The 16,334-nt window shown below is 71.6% G+C and carries 13 protein-coding genes; all 13 read left to right on the top strand.

Annotated features, from left to right (window positions below; genetic code table 11):
- Nucleotides 1-29 precede the first annotated feature (29 nt).
- Nucleotides 30-761, top strand: coding sequence for a hypothetical protein (locus ACIRSS_RS12300; protein WP_400893933.1), 732 nt, complete (start codon nucleotides 30-32; stop codon nucleotides 759-761).
- A complete protein-coding gene (locus ACIRSS_RS12295; RefSeq protein WP_400893932.1) occupies nucleotides 758-1,552 on the top strand; it encodes an MlaE family ABC transporter permease in 795 nt (264 codons plus the stop codon). Before ACIRSS_RS12300 ends, ACIRSS_RS12295 begins: the two co-directional genes overlap by 4 nt.
- The gene (locus ACIRSS_RS12290; RefSeq protein WP_013229372.1) at nucleotides 1,553-2,368 is read left to right on the top strand and encodes an ABC transporter permease; all 816 of its coding nucleotides are present in this window, start codon (nucleotides 1,553-1,555) and stop codon (nucleotides 2,366-2,368) included. It begins immediately after the preceding gene.
- On the top strand, nucleotides 2,365-3,561 hold the full coding sequence (locus ACIRSS_RS12285) for an MCE family protein (protein ID WP_400893930.1): 1,197 nt from the start codon (nucleotides 2,365-2,367) through the stop codon (nucleotides 3,559-3,561). Before ACIRSS_RS12290 ends, ACIRSS_RS12285 begins: the two co-directional genes overlap by 4 nt.
- The gene (locus ACIRSS_RS12280; protein ID WP_400893928.1) at nucleotides 3,558-4,574 is read left to right on the top strand and encodes an MCE family protein; all 1,017 of its coding nucleotides are present in this window, start codon (nucleotides 3,558-3,560) and stop codon (nucleotides 4,572-4,574) included. The genes ACIRSS_RS12285 and ACIRSS_RS12280 overlap by 4 nt, the downstream gene beginning before the upstream one ends.
- The gene (locus ACIRSS_RS12275) at nucleotides 4,571-5,581 is read left to right on the top strand and encodes an MCE family protein (RefSeq protein WP_400893926.1); all 1,011 of its coding nucleotides are present in this window, start codon (nucleotides 4,571-4,573) and stop codon (nucleotides 5,579-5,581) included. The genes ACIRSS_RS12280 and ACIRSS_RS12275 overlap by 4 nt, the downstream gene beginning before the upstream one ends.
- Complete coding sequence (locus tag ACIRSS_RS12270) at nucleotides 5,581-6,579, top strand: MCE family protein (protein ID WP_400893924.1); 999 nt, start codon at nucleotides 5,581-5,583, stop codon at nucleotides 6,577-6,579. Before ACIRSS_RS12275 ends, ACIRSS_RS12270 begins: the two co-directional genes overlap by 1 nt.
- A complete protein-coding gene (locus ACIRSS_RS12265; RefSeq protein WP_400893923.1) occupies nucleotides 6,576-7,547 on the top strand; it encodes an MCE family protein in 972 nt (323 codons plus the stop codon). Before ACIRSS_RS12270 ends, ACIRSS_RS12265 begins: the two co-directional genes overlap by 4 nt.
- Nucleotides 7,547-8,653, top strand: coding sequence for an MlaD family protein (locus ACIRSS_RS12260; protein ID WP_400893921.1), 1,107 nt, complete (start codon nucleotides 7,547-7,549; stop codon nucleotides 8,651-8,653). Before ACIRSS_RS12265 ends, ACIRSS_RS12260 begins: the two co-directional genes overlap by 1 nt.
- Nucleotides 8,650-9,147, top strand: coding sequence for a hypothetical protein (locus ACIRSS_RS12255; protein WP_400893919.1), 498 nt, complete (start codon nucleotides 8,650-8,652; stop codon nucleotides 9,145-9,147). Before ACIRSS_RS12260 ends, ACIRSS_RS12255 begins: the two co-directional genes overlap by 4 nt.
- Nucleotides 9,144-9,734 (top strand): hypothetical protein, encoded by a 591-nt coding sequence (locus ACIRSS_RS12250; protein ID WP_400893917.1) that lies wholly within the window; start codon nucleotides 9,144-9,146, stop codon nucleotides 9,732-9,734. The genes ACIRSS_RS12255 and ACIRSS_RS12250 overlap by 4 nt, the downstream gene beginning before the upstream one ends.
- A gap of 144 nt (nucleotides 9,735-9,878) precedes the next feature.
- Nucleotides 9,879-11,168 carry an AMP-binding protein gene (locus ACIRSS_RS12245; protein WP_400893915.1) on the top strand — a complete coding sequence of 430 codons (1,290 nt, stop codon included), beginning with the start codon at nucleotides 9,879-9,881 and terminating at the stop codon, nucleotides 11,166-11,168.
- Nucleotides 11,165-16,252, top strand: coding sequence for an acyltransferase domain-containing protein (locus ACIRSS_RS12240; protein ID WP_400893913.1), 5,088 nt, complete (start codon nucleotides 11,165-11,167; stop codon nucleotides 16,250-16,252). The genes ACIRSS_RS12245 and ACIRSS_RS12240 overlap by 4 nt, the downstream gene beginning before the upstream one ends.
- Nucleotides 16,253-16,334 lie beyond the last annotated feature (82 nt).

The following is a 16,334-nucleotide window of genomic DNA, read 5'->3' as shown; positions in this document are numbered from 1 at the left end:
GAGTAACTACGAACCATGAGGAACTACGGATGTCAGTGCTGACACGCGCGGTGCCGCTCCTGCTCGTGCTGGTGCTGACCGCGTTCTCGCTGGGCGCGGCGCAAGCGGCGCCCAGCGAAGACGCGGCACCGGTCCAGGCCGCGGCCACGCCGATCCCCTTCGGGTTCACCCTCGGGGACGCGCAGCAGCCGACCACGAGCCACGTGGCCAAGCTCGGTTCCGACATCGCCTTCCCGCCCGGCACGTTCGACGGCGCACTGGGCGGCCTCACCAGCACCGTGCCGATCTCCGGCAAGCTCAGCATCCCGCCCGCGAACGGCTACTTCGTCGCGTTCCGGTTCATGGCCACCACCGGCCGGGTCGAGATCATCCCCGACGGCGACGCCACCGGCGTCGCCACCGTGAAGACCGGCAAGGACACCAACTGCAAGGCCACGCAGACGAACATCTGCGCCGACACCGACGTCACCGCGAAGGTGTTCATCAAGCTGTCGGACGCCAAAGTGGACGGCAAGGCCCTCGACGTCGGCCCGGACTGCCGGACGGCCCAGCCCGCTTCCGTGAACATCAAGGCCCTGGTGCCGATCTCCCTGCCGGCCCCGCCGGTGAAGGTGACCTCGACGTTCACCGCGCCGCCGTTCGCCGGGTGCGTCGGGCACGAGGACGTGAGCCGGTTGCTCACCGGCCTGGTTTCGGGGCCGGGCAACACGTTCGTCTCGAACCTCGCCCTGCGGTGCTTCAGCAGTGGGTGCAAGGCATGACCACGCTGCTCACGGAAGCGCCGCGCCGGGCCGCGAACGGCCTGCGCGAGTTCGGCCGCATGTGCGCGATGGGCCTCGACATCATCGTCGCGATGTTCCGCCGCCCGTACCAGGTCCGCGAGTTCATCCAGCAGTTCTGGTTCATCGCCAGCGTGTCCATCACGCCGGCGATCCTCGTCTCGATCCCGTTCGGCGCGGTCATCTCGCTGCAGCTCGGCTCGCTCACCAGCCAGATCGGCGCCCAGCAGTTCAACGGCGCGGCGAGCGTCCTGGCCGTCGTGCAGCAGGCGAGCCCGATCGTGACGACGCTGATCATCGCCGGCGCCGGCGGCAGCGCCATCTGCGCCGACCTCGGCGCGCGCAGCATCCGCGAGGAGATCGACGCGATGGAGGTGCTCGGCGTCTCGCCGATCCACCGGCTGATCGTGCCGCGGGTGCAGGCCGCCGTCGGGGTGTCCGTGCTGCTGAACGGCCTGGTCAGCGTGGTCGGCGTGCTCGGCGGCTACTTCTTCAACGTCATCATCCAGGGCGGCACGCCCGGCGCGTACCTGGCCAGCTTCAACGCCCTCGCGCAGCTGCCGGACCTCGTCGTCAGCTCGGTGAAAGCGGTGATCTTCGGCTACCTCGCCGGCGTCGTCGCCTCCTACCGCGGCCTCAACCCCAAGGGCGGGCCGAAGGGCGTCGGCGACGTCGTCAACCAGTCCGTCGTCATCACCTTCCTGCTGCTGTTCTTCGTCAACACCGTGCTGACCGCGCTGTACCTGCAGCTGGTCCCCGCGAAGGGAACCTGAGTGGCCATCCTCGGCAAACCCGGCGACCGGCTGTTCGACCTCGGCGACCAGCTGCTCTTCTACGTCCGCGCGCTCGCGGCCGTCCCGCTCGCCGTGACGCGCTACTTCCGCGAAGTCGTCCGGCTGTTGGCCGAGGTGACGTTCGGCAGCGGCGCGCTCGCGGTCATCGGCGGCACGATCGGCGTGATGGTCGGGCTGTGCGTGTTCACCGGGGTCACCGTGGGCCTGCAGGGCTTCAGCGCGCTGAACCAGATCAACATCTCGGCGATGACCGGGTTCCTGACCGCGTACTTCAACACGCGCGAGATCGCGCCGCTCGTCGCCGGGCTCGCGCTTTCGTCCACTGTGGGCAGTGGGTTCACCGCGCAGCTGGGCGCGATGCGGATCTCCGAGGAGATCGACGCCCTGGAGGTGATGGCCGTGCGGAGCATGCCGTACCTGGTCACCACCCGGATCGTCGCCGGGTTCATCGCGATCATCCCGCTGTACGTCATCGGGTTGCTGATCTCCTACCTCGGTTCGCGGCTCACCACGGTCGTCTTCTTCGGACAGTCCGGCGGCACCTACGACCACTACTTCACGCTGTTCCTGCCGCCCGGCGACGTGCTGTGGTCGTTCGGCAAGGTGCTCGTCTTCAGCGTCGGCGTGATCCTGACGCACTGCTTCTACGGCTACCGGGCCAGCGGCGGCCCGGCCGGCGTCGGCGTCGCGGTGGGCAGGGCCGTGCGGACGTCGATCGTGCTGATCAGCGTCCTCGACCTGTTCCTGTCCCTGGCCATCTGGGGCGCGACGACGACGGTGAAGGTGTCGGGATGAGCCGGTTCGGCACGCAGCTCGCCGGGGTCGCGTTCCTCGGCGTGCTCGTCCTGCTCGGCTACCTCGCGGTCGCCATCTACGACAAGGACTTCGACGACTCCGAGCTGGTGACGCTGCGCGCGGACCGGGTCGGCAACCAGCTCGCGCCGACCGCCGAGGTGAAGGTCAAGGGCGTCCCGTTCGGCGAGGTCCGGGCGGTGCGCAGCACGCGCACGGGCGCCGAGATCGACCTCGCGCTCGACCCGGTGAAGATCGGCCTGCTGCCCGAGAACGTCTCCGCGCGGTTGCTGCCGAAGACGGTGTTCGGCGAGCGGTACGTCAACCTCGTGCTCCCGGACCGTCCACAAGGGAAACTCGGGGCGGGGGACGTCATCGGGCAGGACCACTCCGCGAACGCGATCGAGCTGGAACGCGTGCTCGGCGACCTGCTGCCGCTGCTGCGCGCGGTCCAGCCGCAGAAGCTGAACAGCTCGCTCGGCGCGATCTCCCAAGCCCTCGACAACCGCGGTCAGCCGATCGGCGACAGCATCGTCAAGCTGCAGGACCTGCTGGCCCAGCTGAACCCGCTGATGCCGCAGTTCAAGGCGGACATCACCGGGCTGGCCAACGCGGCCGACGTCTACACGACCGCCGCGCCGGACATCCTGCAGGCGCTCACCGACCTGTCGACGACCGCGAAGACCATTGTGGACACTCGTGCGGACCTCGACAACCTGTACTCGAGCGTCACGAGCGCGACCGGTCACCTCAACGACTTCCTGCGCAAGAACAAGGACAACATCATCGGCGTCTCGGCGGAAAGCCGGCCGTCGCTGGAACTGCTGTCGCGGTACTCGCCCGAGTTCCCGTGCTTGTTCGACGCCGTCAACCGGCTCAAGCCGCTGATGGAAAAGGCACTCGGCAAGGGGACGAACGAGCCGGGCCTGCACGTGACGCTCGCCGTCCAGGACCCGCGCGAGAAGTACGTGCCCGGGCGCGACAACCCGCGTTACGACGCCACCGGCGGCCCGAAGTGCTACGGCGGCGGGGCGGCGGCGTCGGGAGCCACGGACGGCGACCTCGGCCCGGCCAACTCGCCGGGTGAACGGCAGCTGGTCGCCGAACTCCTGAAGCCCACGTTGGGGGACGTGCCCGACTGGAGCAGTGTCCTGATCGGACCGGCGCTGCGCGGGACGGAGGTGACCGTCCGATGAGGAGCGTCGTGGGTCCCGCCGTCAAGGGGCTGATCTTCTTCCTGGTGACCGCGGTCGCCACGGGGATCCTCGCGATCACGATCGCCAACTCCAGCGTCGGCGCGACGATCGAGTACACGGCCCGGTTCACCGACGTGACTTCGGTCAACCCCGGCGACGAAGTCCGGATGGCCGGCGTCCGGATCGGCCAGGTCGACTCCGTCCAGGTCGTCGAACACCGGCTCGCCGACGTCGCCTTCTCCGTCGACCGCACGCACCGGCTGACAGCGTCGGCCGCGATCACCATCCGGTACCGCAACCTCGTCGGCCAGCGGTACCTCTCGGTCGACCCAGGCGCGACGGACACCTCGCCGACCCTCGCCGAAGGCGCGCAGATCCCCTTGGAGCGGACCAAGCCGGCGCTCGACCTCACCGCGTTGTTCAACGGTTTCAAGCCGCTCTTCCAGGCGTTGTCGCCGAACGACGTCAACCAGCTGTCGTTCGAGATCATCCAGGTCCTGCAGGGCGAGGGCAGCACGATCGAAAGCCTGCTGCGGCACACGGCGTCGCTGACGTCCACTTTGGCCGGCAAGGATGCCGTGATCGGCCAGGTCATCGGCAACCTCAACACCGTCCTCGACACCGTGAACGCCCAGGGCGACCAGTTCGACGCGCTCGTCGACACGACCGCGCAGCTCGTCACCGGCCTCGCCGCCGACGCGAAGCCGATCGGCCAGGCGATCGGCGGGCTCGGCGAGCTGACCACGGCCACCGCCGGGCTGCTGCAGCAAGGGCGTCAACCGCTCAAGGACAGCATCACCGCGCTCGGCGACCTGTCGAAGAACCTCGCCGACAACACCCCGGTGTTCCAGCGGTTCATCGACAACCTGCCCAAGAAGCTCGACCGGATCGGCACGCTCTTCTCCTACGGCTCGTGGGCGAACTTCTACCTCTGCTCGGTGGAGTCCGACGCGAAACCCGCCCCGGGCGGACCCCCGCCGGGCATCCCCGTGACCGCTGCGAGGTGCCGGTGAAACCGCCGCGGATCAAGCCGTTCCGAAGCCGCAACCCGATCGTCGTGGGTGCGGTGACCGCCCTGGTCATGGCCCTGATCGGCGGGGCGACGTTCTTCTCCGACGACCTGCCGATCGTCGGCGGCGGCACCACGTACAAGGCCGAGTTCCACGAAGCCGCCGGGCTCAAGCCGAACGACGAGGTCCGCGTCGCGGGTGTCAAGGTCGGCGAGGTCACCGACGTGCGGCTGGCCGGCGACCACGTCGAGGTGCTGTTCCGGGTCAAGGACACCTGGATCGGCAACCGGACGACCGCGGCGATCAAGATCAAGACGCTGCTGGGCCAGAAGAACCTCGTCCTCGACCCGGTCGGCAACGGCGAGCTGAACCCCGACCAGCCCATCCCGCCCGAGCGCACCAGCTCGCCCTACGACGTCACCGCGGTGTTCAACGACCTCGCGAGCACGGTCGGGGCGATCGACACGAACCAGCTCGCGCAGGCGTTCCGCGTGCTGTCCGACACGCTCGGCGCGTCGGCGCCGCAGGACGTGCGGACCGCGTTCGACGGCATCGCCGCCTTGTCGCAAACGCTTGCGTCCCGGGACGACGAGCTGGTCAAGCTGTTCCAGAACACCAACCAGGTGTCGAAGACGCTGGGGGAACGCTCCGACCAGATCCAGGCCCTGATCCGCGACGGCAACACGCTGCTCACCGAGCTCAACGCCCGCAAGGACGCCATCGCGCAGCTGTTCACCGGCATCAAGAACCTCTCGATCCAGCTGCGCGGGCTCGTCGCGGACAACCAGAAGACGCTCGGCCCGGCGCTCGACCAGCTCGACCGCGTCGCGACCGTGCTGCAGCAGAACCAGGGCAAGCTCGAGGACAGCCTGCGCCTGGCCGGCCCGTTCTACCGGCTGCTCGGCAACGCCGTCGGCAACGGCCGGTGGATCGACACCTACATCTGCGGGCTCATCCCGACCGGCACGACGCCGGGCAGCTGCCTGCCGCCGAAGAACGGAGGACGCTGATGGCCCACCAGCTCATCGACCTGGGAGCCCAGGCACGCCGGCGGACGCGGTTGCGGGCGCTCACGCTCGGCGTCCTGCTCGCGCTGGTCGTCTCGGCGGCCTGGCCCGTGGCGACCGCGCCGGCCGATCGCACCTTGACCGCGTACTTCGCCGCCGCGGTCGGCATCTACCCGAACTCGGACGTGCGGGTCCTCGGGGTGGCCATCGGTTCGGTGTCCAAAGTGGAGCCGAACGGCACCGACGTCAAGGTGACCATGACGCTCAAGCCGGACGTCCAGCTGCCGGCCGACGCGGGTGCCGTCGTCATCACGCCGAGCCTCGTCGCCGACCGGTACGTGCAGATCACGCCCGTCTACCGCGGCGGCCCGCAGCTGGCCGACGGTGCGTCCATTCCACGCGAGCGCACCGCGACCCCGGTCGAGGTCGACGACCTGCTGCACAGCCTGAACCAGCTGATGACCGCGCTCGGCCCGCAGGGCGCCAACAAGGACGGCGCGGTCAGCGAGGTGCTGACCAAGTCGGCGGAGTACCTCAACGGCAACGGGCAAACCATCGGCACGGCGATCAAGAACCTCGGCGAGTTCGCCCGCGCCGCGAGCGACTCCAAGGACGATCTCTTCGGCTCCGTCGACAACATCAGCAAGTTCACCGCGATGCTCGCGGCCAACGACGGGCAGGTCAAGCAGGCCATCTCGCAGATCGCGTCGCTCAGCAAGGTCCTGGCCGACCAGCGCGACCAGTTCTCCGGCGCGCTGACCGAGCTGACCCAGGCGCTGACCGTCGTGCAGGGGTTCATCAAGGACAACCGCGGCAAGGTCCAGTCCGACGTGGACAAGCTCGCCGACGTCACGAAGGTGCTCGTGAACCAGAAGGACTCCCTCGCCGAAGCGCTCAGCGCCGCCCCGAACGCCCTGACCAACCTGCTCGGCGCCTACGACCAGGCCAACGGGACCATCGACGGCCGCGGCAACCTCCTCGAGTTCGCGGAGCCGAAATGAAATCCCTGGTCAAGCTGGCCGCGGTGGTGACGCTCGCGCTGGTCACCACCGGCTGCGGGCGCGGGGTGAGCGTGTACGACATCCCGCTGCCCGGCGGCGCCGCCCTCGGCGACCACCCGATCCACGTCACCGCGAGCTTCACCAACGTCCTCGACCTGGTGCCGCAGTCCGGGGTCAAGGTCAACGACGTCCCGGTCGGGCAGGTCGTCAAGGTCGAACTGGCGCCGGACGGGCACAGCGCGATCGTGGACCTGCTGCTCAACGGCGACGTCGACCTGCCAGGCAACGCCGTCGCGCGGCTGCGGCAGGCGAGCATCCTGGGCGAGAAGTTCGTCGAGCTGGCCCCGCCGGACGACGCGACGCCGTCCGGCCGGCTCCTCGACGGCGCGGCCATTCCCTTGGACCGCTCCACGCTGACGCCCGAAATCGAGGAAGTCTTCGGCGCGTTGTCGTTGCTGCTCAACGGCGGCGGGGTGGCGCAGGTCCAGAACATCAGCCACCAGCTCAACGAAGCCCTCGGCGGCCGCGAAACCGCGGCGCGCAGCCTGCTGTCCAGTTTGGACGCGTTCGTGAAGGGGCTCGACGAGCACCGCACCGAGATCACGCGCGCGATCGAGAGCGTCAACAAGCTGGCGCAGACGTTGAACGCGCACACCGACCAGATCACCACGACGCTCAACGGCCTCACGCCCGGCATCGGCGTCCTCAACCAGCAGCGGGAAGCGCTGGTCGGCATGCTCAAGTCCCTGGACGGGCTCACTTCGGTCGCCGTCGACACGGTGAACCGCAGCAAGGACGACCTCGTCGCCGACCTCAAGGCGTTGGAGCCGTTGCTGCGCCGGCTGGCCGACTCCGGGGACAAGCTGCCGAAGGCGATGGAGATGATCTTCACCTTCCCGTTCCCGGACGCCGCGCTCGACACGATCCGCGGCGACTACCTCAACGGGTTCCTCAAGGTGGGCCACTGATGCTGACCCGGTTCGTGCGCGTCCAGGTGACGATCTTCGTCGTCATCGCGGTCCTCGGCGTCGCGTACGTCGGAGCCACCTACGCCGGGCTCGACAAGGTCTTCTTCGACCGCGGTTACACGGTGAAAGCGCAGTTCCCGACCGGTGGCGGCATTTTCACGAACGCCGAGGTCACCTACCGCGGCGTCCCGATCGGCCGCGTCGGCGAGCTGCGGCTGACCCCGGCCGGGATGGAAGCCGACCTCGAGATCGACTCCGGCACCGCGCCCGTCCCGGCCGACACCGAGGCTGTCGTCGCCGACCGGTCGGCCGTCGGCGAGCAGTACGTCGACCTGCGGCCGCGCGCCGACGGCGGCCCGAAGCTGCACGACGGCTCGGTGATCACGCAGGCCGACACGAAGATCCCGCTGCCGGTCGACGTCGTCTTGTCGACAGTGGACTCGTTCGCCAACTCGGTGCCCAAACCGGCGTTGCGCACGGTCGTCGACGAGCTGTACCACGCGACGTCCGACGCCGGCCCGGCGCTGGACCAGCTCGTCGGCCGCGGCATCGAGTTCGTCCAGGCCGCGAGCGCGCACGTCGCGCCGCTGACGAGGTTCGTCACCGACGCGCACACGGTGCTCGACACGCAGGTGCAGCAGGCCGACGCGATCCGCGAATTCGGCGTCAACGCGAAGCTGCTGGCGTCGACGTTGAAGCAGTCCGACGGCGACCTGCGCACGCTGATCCCGGCGGTCCCCGCCGCGGCGAACGAGGTCGGCGCGCTCATCCGCGACTCCGGACCCCAGCTGGGTGTGCTGCTGGCCAACCTGCTGACCACCGCGGACGTCCTCGAAGCCCGCCAAGACGGTCTGCGGCAGCTGCTGATCACCGCGCCGCAGGCGGTCGCCGCGGGCAGCGCGGTGATCCGGCCGGACGGCGCGCACTTCGGGCTGTCGCTGACCTTCTTCGACCCACCGCCGTGCACCACCGGGTACACGACGCCGTATCGCGACGGCCTGGACACGTCGACCCGCCCGTTGAACACGGCCGCGCGGTGTGCGCTGCCGAGGGGAAATCCGACGAACGTGCGGGGTTCGCAGAACGCACCGGGAGGACGGCCGTGAGGATTGTCGTGGTGCTGGCCGCGGTCTTGGCGACCGTCGCGGCCGGGTGGTCGGGGTTCGGCTGGTGGCAGGCGGCGCACGACGACGGCGTCGCGCGCGCGGTCGTCCGCGAGGACGCGCTGGCGGCGGGCCGGACCGCCGTCGCCGGACTGACCACTTTGGACTACCGGCAGGCGGCGCCGGGGTACCAGCACTGGCTGGACCTTTCCGGCGGCGCGTTGCACGACGAGCTGGCCGCCGACCGTCAAGGCAGTCTCGACCGGATAGCGCAGGCCAAGACCGTCACCACCGGCAAGGTGACCGACGCGGCGGTGACCGAAGTGGACACCGGAGCGGGGACGGCGAAGCTGATCGCGTCGGTCGAGCTGGTGGTGGCGCCCGAAGGCGGCGACGCCGTGACGAAACGCAACCGGCTCCAGGCCGACCTCACGCGCGGGCCCGACGGCTGGCGGGTCACCGGGCTGGGCCAGGTCCCGACGGGGGAGACGCCATGACCGTGCCGACGAAGAAGCGAACGGTGAAGGTCGCCGGGCGCCACCACGAACCGGCGCCGGCCGAAGAGGCCGTCGCCGAACCGGCGAAGCCTCGGCGGCGGGCGACGGTGGTGCTCGCGGTGGTGGCTGTGTTCATGACCGGTTTGGCGGTGTGGTGCACCCTGGAAGCGCGGAGCACGAACGCGGTCGTCGCGCACAACACCGCGCTTTCCGACACCGCGGGCACGGCCGAGGCGGGGAAACAGATCAGCGCCGCGCTCGGCACGCTGTTTTCCTACCGCTACGACGATCCGGCCAAGAACGAACAGGCGGCGAAGGACCTCCTCGCCGGGCCGGCGCTCGCGCAGTACGACCAGCTCTTCGGCCAGGTCCGCAAGCTGGCCGCGGACCAGAAGCTCGTGGTGACGTCGACGGCCGTCGCGTCCGGCGTGAAGCTGCTCGACGGCGACCGCGCGGCGCTGCTGGTGTTCCTCGACCAGACCGGCACGAGAGGCGACGGGCAGCACAGCACCGGCGCCGCCCAGCTGAGCGTCACGGCCGAGCGCGTCGCCGGGAAGTGGCGGGTCACGGGCATGTCCGCCGCGTGATTGTCATCCTGACAACAGGCGTTGCCCGCGTCGCAGTGAACGGAATGACAAAGTATTTCCGCGCATTCCCGGTTCGTTGACACGGATTCAACGCGGGAAATACGGTGAATCACCGATCCGCCGCGAGAAATGCGCGAGGAATCCATGCTCACGAGTTCTGAACGGGTCTTCGGTGGCCGCTTCGCCTCGGGCGCCGCGCCCACGTTGCCCACCCTGCTGGCCGGCCGGGCCGCGGTGGCGGGCGACGAGCCGGCGCTGACGTGGCTCGCGACCACGTTGACGTGGGCGGCGCTGGACCGCCGCGTGACGGCGGTCGCGACGGCGTTGTGCCAGGTCACCGAGCCGGGACAGCGGGCGGCGATTCTCATCGCCCGGCCCGTGGACCACATCGTCGCGTTCCTCGGCGCGCTGCGGGCCGGCCTCGTCGCGATCCCCCTGGCCCCGGGGAACCGGGCGGCCGTCACCGACGCCGAACCGTCGATCGTGCTGGCGACGGCGGACACCGTGGCCGCCACCCGGCGTTTCCTGTCTGCTTCGGACACGTGCGGGCACCGGGTGCTCGCCGTCGATATCGTCGAAGAAACGCGTGAATTCACCGAGGCTCCGGTGGCGGCCGGGGACGTGGCCTACTTGCAATACCCGGCGGGGGTGATGGTCACGCACGCGAACGTGGTGGCCAACGCGCGGCAGGCGGCCGCCGTGCTGCCGGGGCGGACGATCGTGACCTGGCGGCCGCCGAGTGACCCGCTCGGGTTGCTGCTCGCCGTCGCCGTGCCGATCACCACGGGGCGGCCGGTGGTGCTCGTCGACCGGTCCGGTTTTCGTCCTCCGCCGGACGCCGGAACGTTGGTGAGCGCCACCGATCCGGACCTGGGGCGGCTCCAGGAGGCCTTCGCCCCGGGCGCGCTGCGGGTGTGTCACGTCGTGGCCGAAGCGACGGCCGTGGTGACCGTCGAGGGAGAGCCGGCCGGGCAGCGGATCGCGATCGTCGGTCCCGGCGGACGGCGGTGGCCCACAGGAGAGGCCGGCGAGATCTGGGTGAGCGGGCCCAACGTCGGCCGCGGCTACTGGAACCGGCCGGCGGAGTCGGCGCGCGTGTTCTGCGCCTTCCTCGCCGATGACGACGAGCCCCGGTGGTGGCTGCGGACCGGGGACCTCGGGTTCCTGGACGGGGCCGGCGCGCTGTCGGTGACCGGCCGAATCGCTGCCGGCCACGACTCTCAGGACCTCCAGGTGACGGCGAAGGCGGCGCACCCGGCGGTGCACGAGGCGGCCGCGTTCGGCGGGGAGCAAGCGGTGGTCGTCGTCGAGCTGCGGCCAGGAGCCCTCCCGCCGCGCGGCGAGGTCGAGCGGGCCGTGCGAGCCGCGCTTTCGGCGGAGCACGGGCTGACGCCGCGCAGGGTCGTCGTGCGGTCTCTCGGTGGGCTGCGGTGAGCGACCCGGACGAGCTGCGGCGGTGGCTGACCGAGCGGATCGCCGGTCTCGCGGGTCTCGCGCCGGAGCTGGTCGACGCCGGGGCCCCGCTGGCCGAGCTGGGACTGTCCTCACGGGACGCGGCGACGGTCGCGGCCGAACTCGGGGAGCTGCTCGGCCGCGAGCCCGACGTCGGCTTGCTGGGGCGGTACCCGTCGATCGCGGCGCTGGCGGCGGCCCTCGCCGACCGCGACGCCCGGCCGCGGCCCCGGGCGGGTGAGCCGATCGCGGTGCTCGGCATCGGCTGCCGCCTGCCCGGCATCGACTCGCCCGACGTGCTGTGGCGCGCACTGCGGTCCGGCGCCTCGCGTGGCGCGTCTGTGTCCGGGTTCGACGCGGCGTTCTTCGGCATTGGCGTGGCCGAAGCGGCGGAGATGGACCCGCGAGAGCGCGTGTTGCTGGAGACGACGTGGGCGGCGTTCGAGCACGCGGGCATCGCCCCGGGCACGCTGCGCGGCAGCCGCACGGGAGTGTTCGCCGGGGTTTCGGCGGGGACGTCGGCGATCGCGAGCGGGGTATCGGACTGGTTCGACTTGCGCGGGCCGAGCCTGGCGGTGGTCGCCGAGGGGTCGGCCTCACTGGCGGCGGTCCACCACGCGGTCCGCGCCCTGGCGGCGGGCGAGGCTGACGTGATGGTCGCCGCGGGGGTGCATGAGCAGGCTGCCGGGGTGGTGGTATTGAAGCGCCTGGCCGACGCCCGCCGCGACGGAGATCGTGTCTTGGCGGTGATCCGCGGCAGCGCGGTCGGTTCGGTGGGGCGTGCGGGTTTTTCGGCGCACGAGCAAGTATTGGCCGACGCGCACGCGGTGGCGGGTTCGGATCCGGCCACTGTGGACTATTGCGAGACGTTGGGGTCACCGGCGGAGATCGGGGCGCTGGAGGCGGTGCTGGGCCGAAATCGCGACCGCCGGCGGCCGCTGTTGTTCGGTTCGCCGATGGCGGGGTTCGGTGAGCTGGATGCTGCGGAGGGGATCCTCGGGTTGATCAAGGTGGTGCTCGCTCTTTGGCACAACCGGATTCCGCCGAGCTCGGTTCGGTTGTCCGGTATAGATGAGTCGGTGGACCGGACTTCGCCGGGGATCTCACGAGCCGACCCGGCGCCGCGGTCCGATGCGGCACCGCCCAGCCCGCACCCCAATCCGTCTCGCCTTTCCCCCGTGACCCAACCGGCCGACTGGCCGCGCTACGGCGGGACCGCCCGCGCCGGCGTCTCGGCGTTCGGTCGCTCCGGCGCTCACCTCGTTCTCGAAGAATGGCCGAAACCCCTAACCCCCGCCGCGCCGAGTTCGCGCTGGAGTGGACGGCCTCAGGTCTTCGCCCTCTCCGCCCACTCCGAACCCTCCCTGCGTCGCCGGGCCGGGGAGCTGGCCGACTGGCTCGGCGGGCCCGGCCGGGGGATCGCGCCCGGGGATCTTGCCGGCAGTCTCGCCCGGCGCCGGGAGCACCTGCCGCTGCGGGCTGCCGTGGTCACCTCCTCTCGCGAGGCCCTCGTCGCCGGGCTGCGGGCTCTCTCCGAGGGGCGGACCACCGCCGATGTCGTGCGCGACACGGCCGGGCGCGACTTCCCGCGGCCGGTCTTCGTCTTCTCGGGCCCCGGCTCGCAATGGCCGGCCATGGGACGGCGCATGCTCGGTGCCGAGCCGGAGTTCCGGGCCGCCGTCGCCGCGCTGGAGCCCGTCTTCCTCGCCAAAGCCGGGTTCTCGCTGCGCGGCGCGCTGCGCCGGCCCCTCGGCGACCCCGTCGTGGTGGCGCCGCTGGTGTTCGGCACGCAGGTCGCCCTCGCCGGCTGGTGGCGCGCCCACGGCGTCGAGCCCGCCGCCGTCCTCGGCCACTCGACCGGTGAAGTCGCGGCGGCCGTCGTCGCCGGGGCGCTGGACGTCGGCGACGGCCTTGACATCGTCGTCACCGCGGCCAACCTCCTCGCGGAGCTGCCGCCGAGCGCGATGGCCGTCGTCGAGCTGCCCGCCGACGAGGTGGTCGAGCCAGGCCTCACCGTCGTCGAGTACGCGTCGCCGACGCAGTGCACCGTCGCCGGCAGCCCCGAACGCATCGCCGCCCTCCTGTCGCATGTGGACGGACTCGGCCGGCTGGCGCGACGCATCGAGGGAACCGGGCACACGGTCGCCGTCGAGCCGGTGCTCGAGCGCTTTCGTGCCGCGATAAGGGATTTACGCCCGCGGCCGCCCGCGACGACGTGCTATTCGAGCGCCCTCGACGACCCATCCTACGACGTCGACCACTGGGCAGCCACCCTCCGGCGGCCCGTCCGGTTCACCCAGGCGGTCGCCGCCGCCGTCGCCGACGGGCACCGCTGGTTCGTCGAGATCTCGCCGCACCCGATCGCCTTGCCCGCCGTCGAACAGACCGCCGCCGGCGTCCGGACGCTGGCCAGCCTGAGCCGTCGCGACGGTGAAGAAAACGCTTTCGCCCGCTCCCTCGCCGAACTCCACACCGCCGGCCACCCGGCCGTGCTCGACCGCCGGTACCCGGAGGCGCCCGTGCTCGACCTGCCCCCGCCCCCGTGGGACCACCGGCCGTTCGGCCTGCCCCGGCGCGCCGAGAACCATCCGCTGCTCGGCGCCCGCGTCGAAGTGCCGGGCGAGGACCGGCACCTCTGGCAGGCGGCGATCGCCCCGGACGCGCCCGCCTGGCTCGGCGAACACCGGGTGCACGACGTCCCGGCGTTCCCGGCAACCGGGTTCCTGGAGCTGTTCCTGGCGGGCGCGCGCGAGCTGTTCGGCACCGACCGCGTCCGCGTCGACGGCCTCGAAGTCCACCGGCTGCTCGCGATGACCGGAGAAACGTTGCTCAGCACGGAAATCCGCGTCGACGGCACCGCCGTGGTGCGGGCGAAAGCGGGCGCGGGCTGGGTACGGCACGCGACGGCGTGGGTTTCACCCGACGCCGAGGCGCCGCCGCAAGTGCTGTCCGAAGTGGACAGAGAACTGCCGTCCGTGCCGAAAGGATATGCACTGCACCCGATCCTGGCCGATGCTTGCCTCGAAGCGGGCGAACCGGCCGCGTTCGGCCGGGTCCGGCTGCTCGGCGACGCGAGCCGGGGCGCGCGGGTGCGGACCGACGGCGCCGGAACGGTCCAGCTCGTCACGCGGGACGGCGAAGTCGTCGCCGACTTCGCCGACGTCCGCTTCCGGGCACCCGGCGACGTGCCGCTCACCGCCCGCGCCTTCGGGACGACGTGGCCGGAGGTGCCGTTGACCGGTCCGGGCGAGCCGGGTTCGTGGCTGCTGCTGACCGACGAGCACCCGGCCGCGCTGGGCCGGGCCGTCGCGCTCGCCCTCGCGTTGGCCGCGGCCGGCGACGAAGCGCTTTCGCTGCCGCAGGACGACCTCGACGAGCTGCCGGGCTTCCTGGCCGAGCGTCCGGTCCGCGGCGTCGTCTTCCTCGCCGGCGCCCCGCACGCCTACCACGACCCTGAGGACGCTCGGGACCTGCTGCGCACCGTCCGTTCGGTGATCGCCCGCCTCGGGCCGGATGTCCGGTTCCACCTCGTCACGCAGTCGAGCGGCGAGCCGGGGCTGGCGTTCCTGCGCGGGCTCGTGCGGGTACTCGCCTTCGAGCGGCCGGAACTGCGGGCGACGCTCGTCGACTGCGACACCCGGTCCGATGTGGACGTTCTCGCCCGCGAGCTGCGTTCGGACGCGCCCGACGACGACGTGCGCTGGCGCCACGACGTCCGGTACGCGGCGAGGCTGACCCGCGTCCCGCTCGTCGACGGCGGGTCGACCGGGCCGGGCGCCTACGTCGTCACCGGCGGGGGCCCGCTGAGCCTGGCCACCGCCCACTGGCTGGCGGGCAACGGCGCGACCCGCATAGTCCTCTGTGGACTCGAAGGGATCGATCTCCCCGGCGTGGACGTCGTGGTCGTCGACGGCGACATCGCGGCACCCGGCGTCGCGGAACGGCTCGTCACCGCGGCCACGGCGGATGGCTTGCGGCTGAGGGGAATCGTGCACGCGGCGAGCGTCGCCGGCGACGACGTCGCGGCCGTGTGGCGCGCCAAGGTCATCGGGGCGCGACGCCTGCACGAAGCGACCGCCGGCACGCCGCCGGACTGGTGGCTGACGTACGCGTCGACGGCGGCGCTGTTCGGCGCGCCCGGCGAGACGGCCAACGCGACGGCGGACGCGTGGCTGGACGCGTTCGCGACCTGGCGCCGCTCACGCGGCCTGCCCGCGACGACGGTGCACTGGGGCGCGCTGCCGGAGGCCGTCGAAGTCCTGCCGGCCGTGCTCGCGGCCGACCGGCCGTCGGTCGGGATCGCGCGGCCCGACGCGAACCGCGACTTCGCCCGGCGGCCGTACTTCCCGGTCGGCGTCCCCGCGGTCGCCACCCCGCGCGATCGGCTGGCGGACATCGTCGCCGGGCTGCTCGGCCGCGCGGCGGCTCCGGACGTGCCGCTGGTCGAGCTGGGCCTGGACTCCCTGACGGCGATGCGCGCGCGGGCCGCGGTCGAGCGGGAGTTCGGTGTCGCGCTGCCGGTGCCGCTCCTGCTGGGCGGGGCGCGTCTCGACGACCTCGCCGGCTATGTGACGGGCACGGCCTTGCCCGTGCGAGTCCGGCGCGCGGGCGTGCCGCTGGTGCTGTTCGGCGAACCCGGGGTGTACCGGCCGCTGCTCGACTGCCTCGAAGGCGTGCCGTGCCACGTCCTCGAAGTGTCCGATGTGGACTCGGGCGTGCGGCGGCTGCGGGAGGTGCGACCGGCCGGACCGTATCGGCTGGGTGGCTGGGCGGCCGGCGGGGTGCTGGCCTTCGAGCTCGCGCGGCGGCTGACCGCGCTGGGCGAGCGGGTCGACGTCGTGGTGCTGTTCGACGCCGAAGCGCCGCTCGACGCCGAGCCGTACGCGGGCCGGGTCGTGTTGTACGCGGCGGGCGGCGCGACCGTGCCCGGCTGGGTGGCGTGCTGCGCGGACCTGCACGTCGAGGTCGTGCCGGGGGACCACCGGTCGATGCTGGAGCCACCGCACGTCAGCCACCTCGCCGCCGAACTGGGCGGCCGCACCAGCCCGGGCACCACGCCGGTCTAGGTGTGATGTCCGGGGAGGTTGTCCCGAGCTGAGGTGACCCGGTGAGGGCCTAAGCCGGCTTTACCCGTCCGAGAGCCGGCGT

The sequence above is a fragment of the Amycolatopsis sp. NPDC101161 genome (assembly GCF_044768185.1).
Classification (GTDB): domain Bacteria; phylum Actinomycetota; class Actinomycetes; order Mycobacteriales; family Pseudonocardiaceae; genus Amycolatopsis.
This window is presented reverse-complemented; position numbering and strand designations above follow the sequence as displayed.

Excerpts from the sequence above, each read along its gene's own strand:
- ACIRSS_RS12300 (WP_400893933.1), top strand. The coding sequence starts at position 30 with ATGTCAGTGCTGACACGCGCGGTGCCGCTCCTGCTCGTGCTGGTGCTG.
- ACIRSS_RS12285 (WP_400893930.1), top strand. The coding sequence starts at position 2,365 with ATGAGCCGGTTCGGCACGCAGCTCGCCGGGGTCGCGTTCCTCGGCGTG.
- ACIRSS_RS12270 (WP_400893924.1), top strand. The coding sequence starts at position 5,581 with ATGGCCCACCAGCTCATCGACCTGGGAGCCCAGGCACGCCGGCGGACG.
- ACIRSS_RS12295 (WP_400893932.1), top strand. The coding sequence starts at position 758 with ATGACCACGCTGCTCACGGAAGCGCCGCGCCGGGCCGCGAACGGCCTG.
- ACIRSS_RS12250 (WP_400893917.1), top strand. The coding sequence starts at position 9,144 with ATGACCGTGCCGACGAAGAAGCGAACGGTGAAGGTCGCCGGGCGCCAC.
- ACIRSS_RS12245 (WP_400893915.1), top strand. The coding sequence starts at position 9,879 with ATGCTCACGAGTTCTGAACGGGTCTTCGGTGGCCGCTTCGCCTCGGGC.
- ACIRSS_RS12265 (WP_400893923.1), top strand. The coding sequence starts at position 6,576 with ATGAAATCCCTGGTCAAGCTGGCCGCGGTGGTGACGCTCGCGCTGGTC.
- ACIRSS_RS12280 (WP_400893928.1), top strand. The coding sequence starts at position 3,558 with ATGAGGAGCGTCGTGGGTCCCGCCGTCAAGGGGCTGATCTTCTTCCTG.
- ACIRSS_RS12260 (WP_400893921.1), top strand. The coding sequence starts at position 7,547 with ATGCTGACCCGGTTCGTGCGCGTCCAGGTGACGATCTTCGTCGTCATC.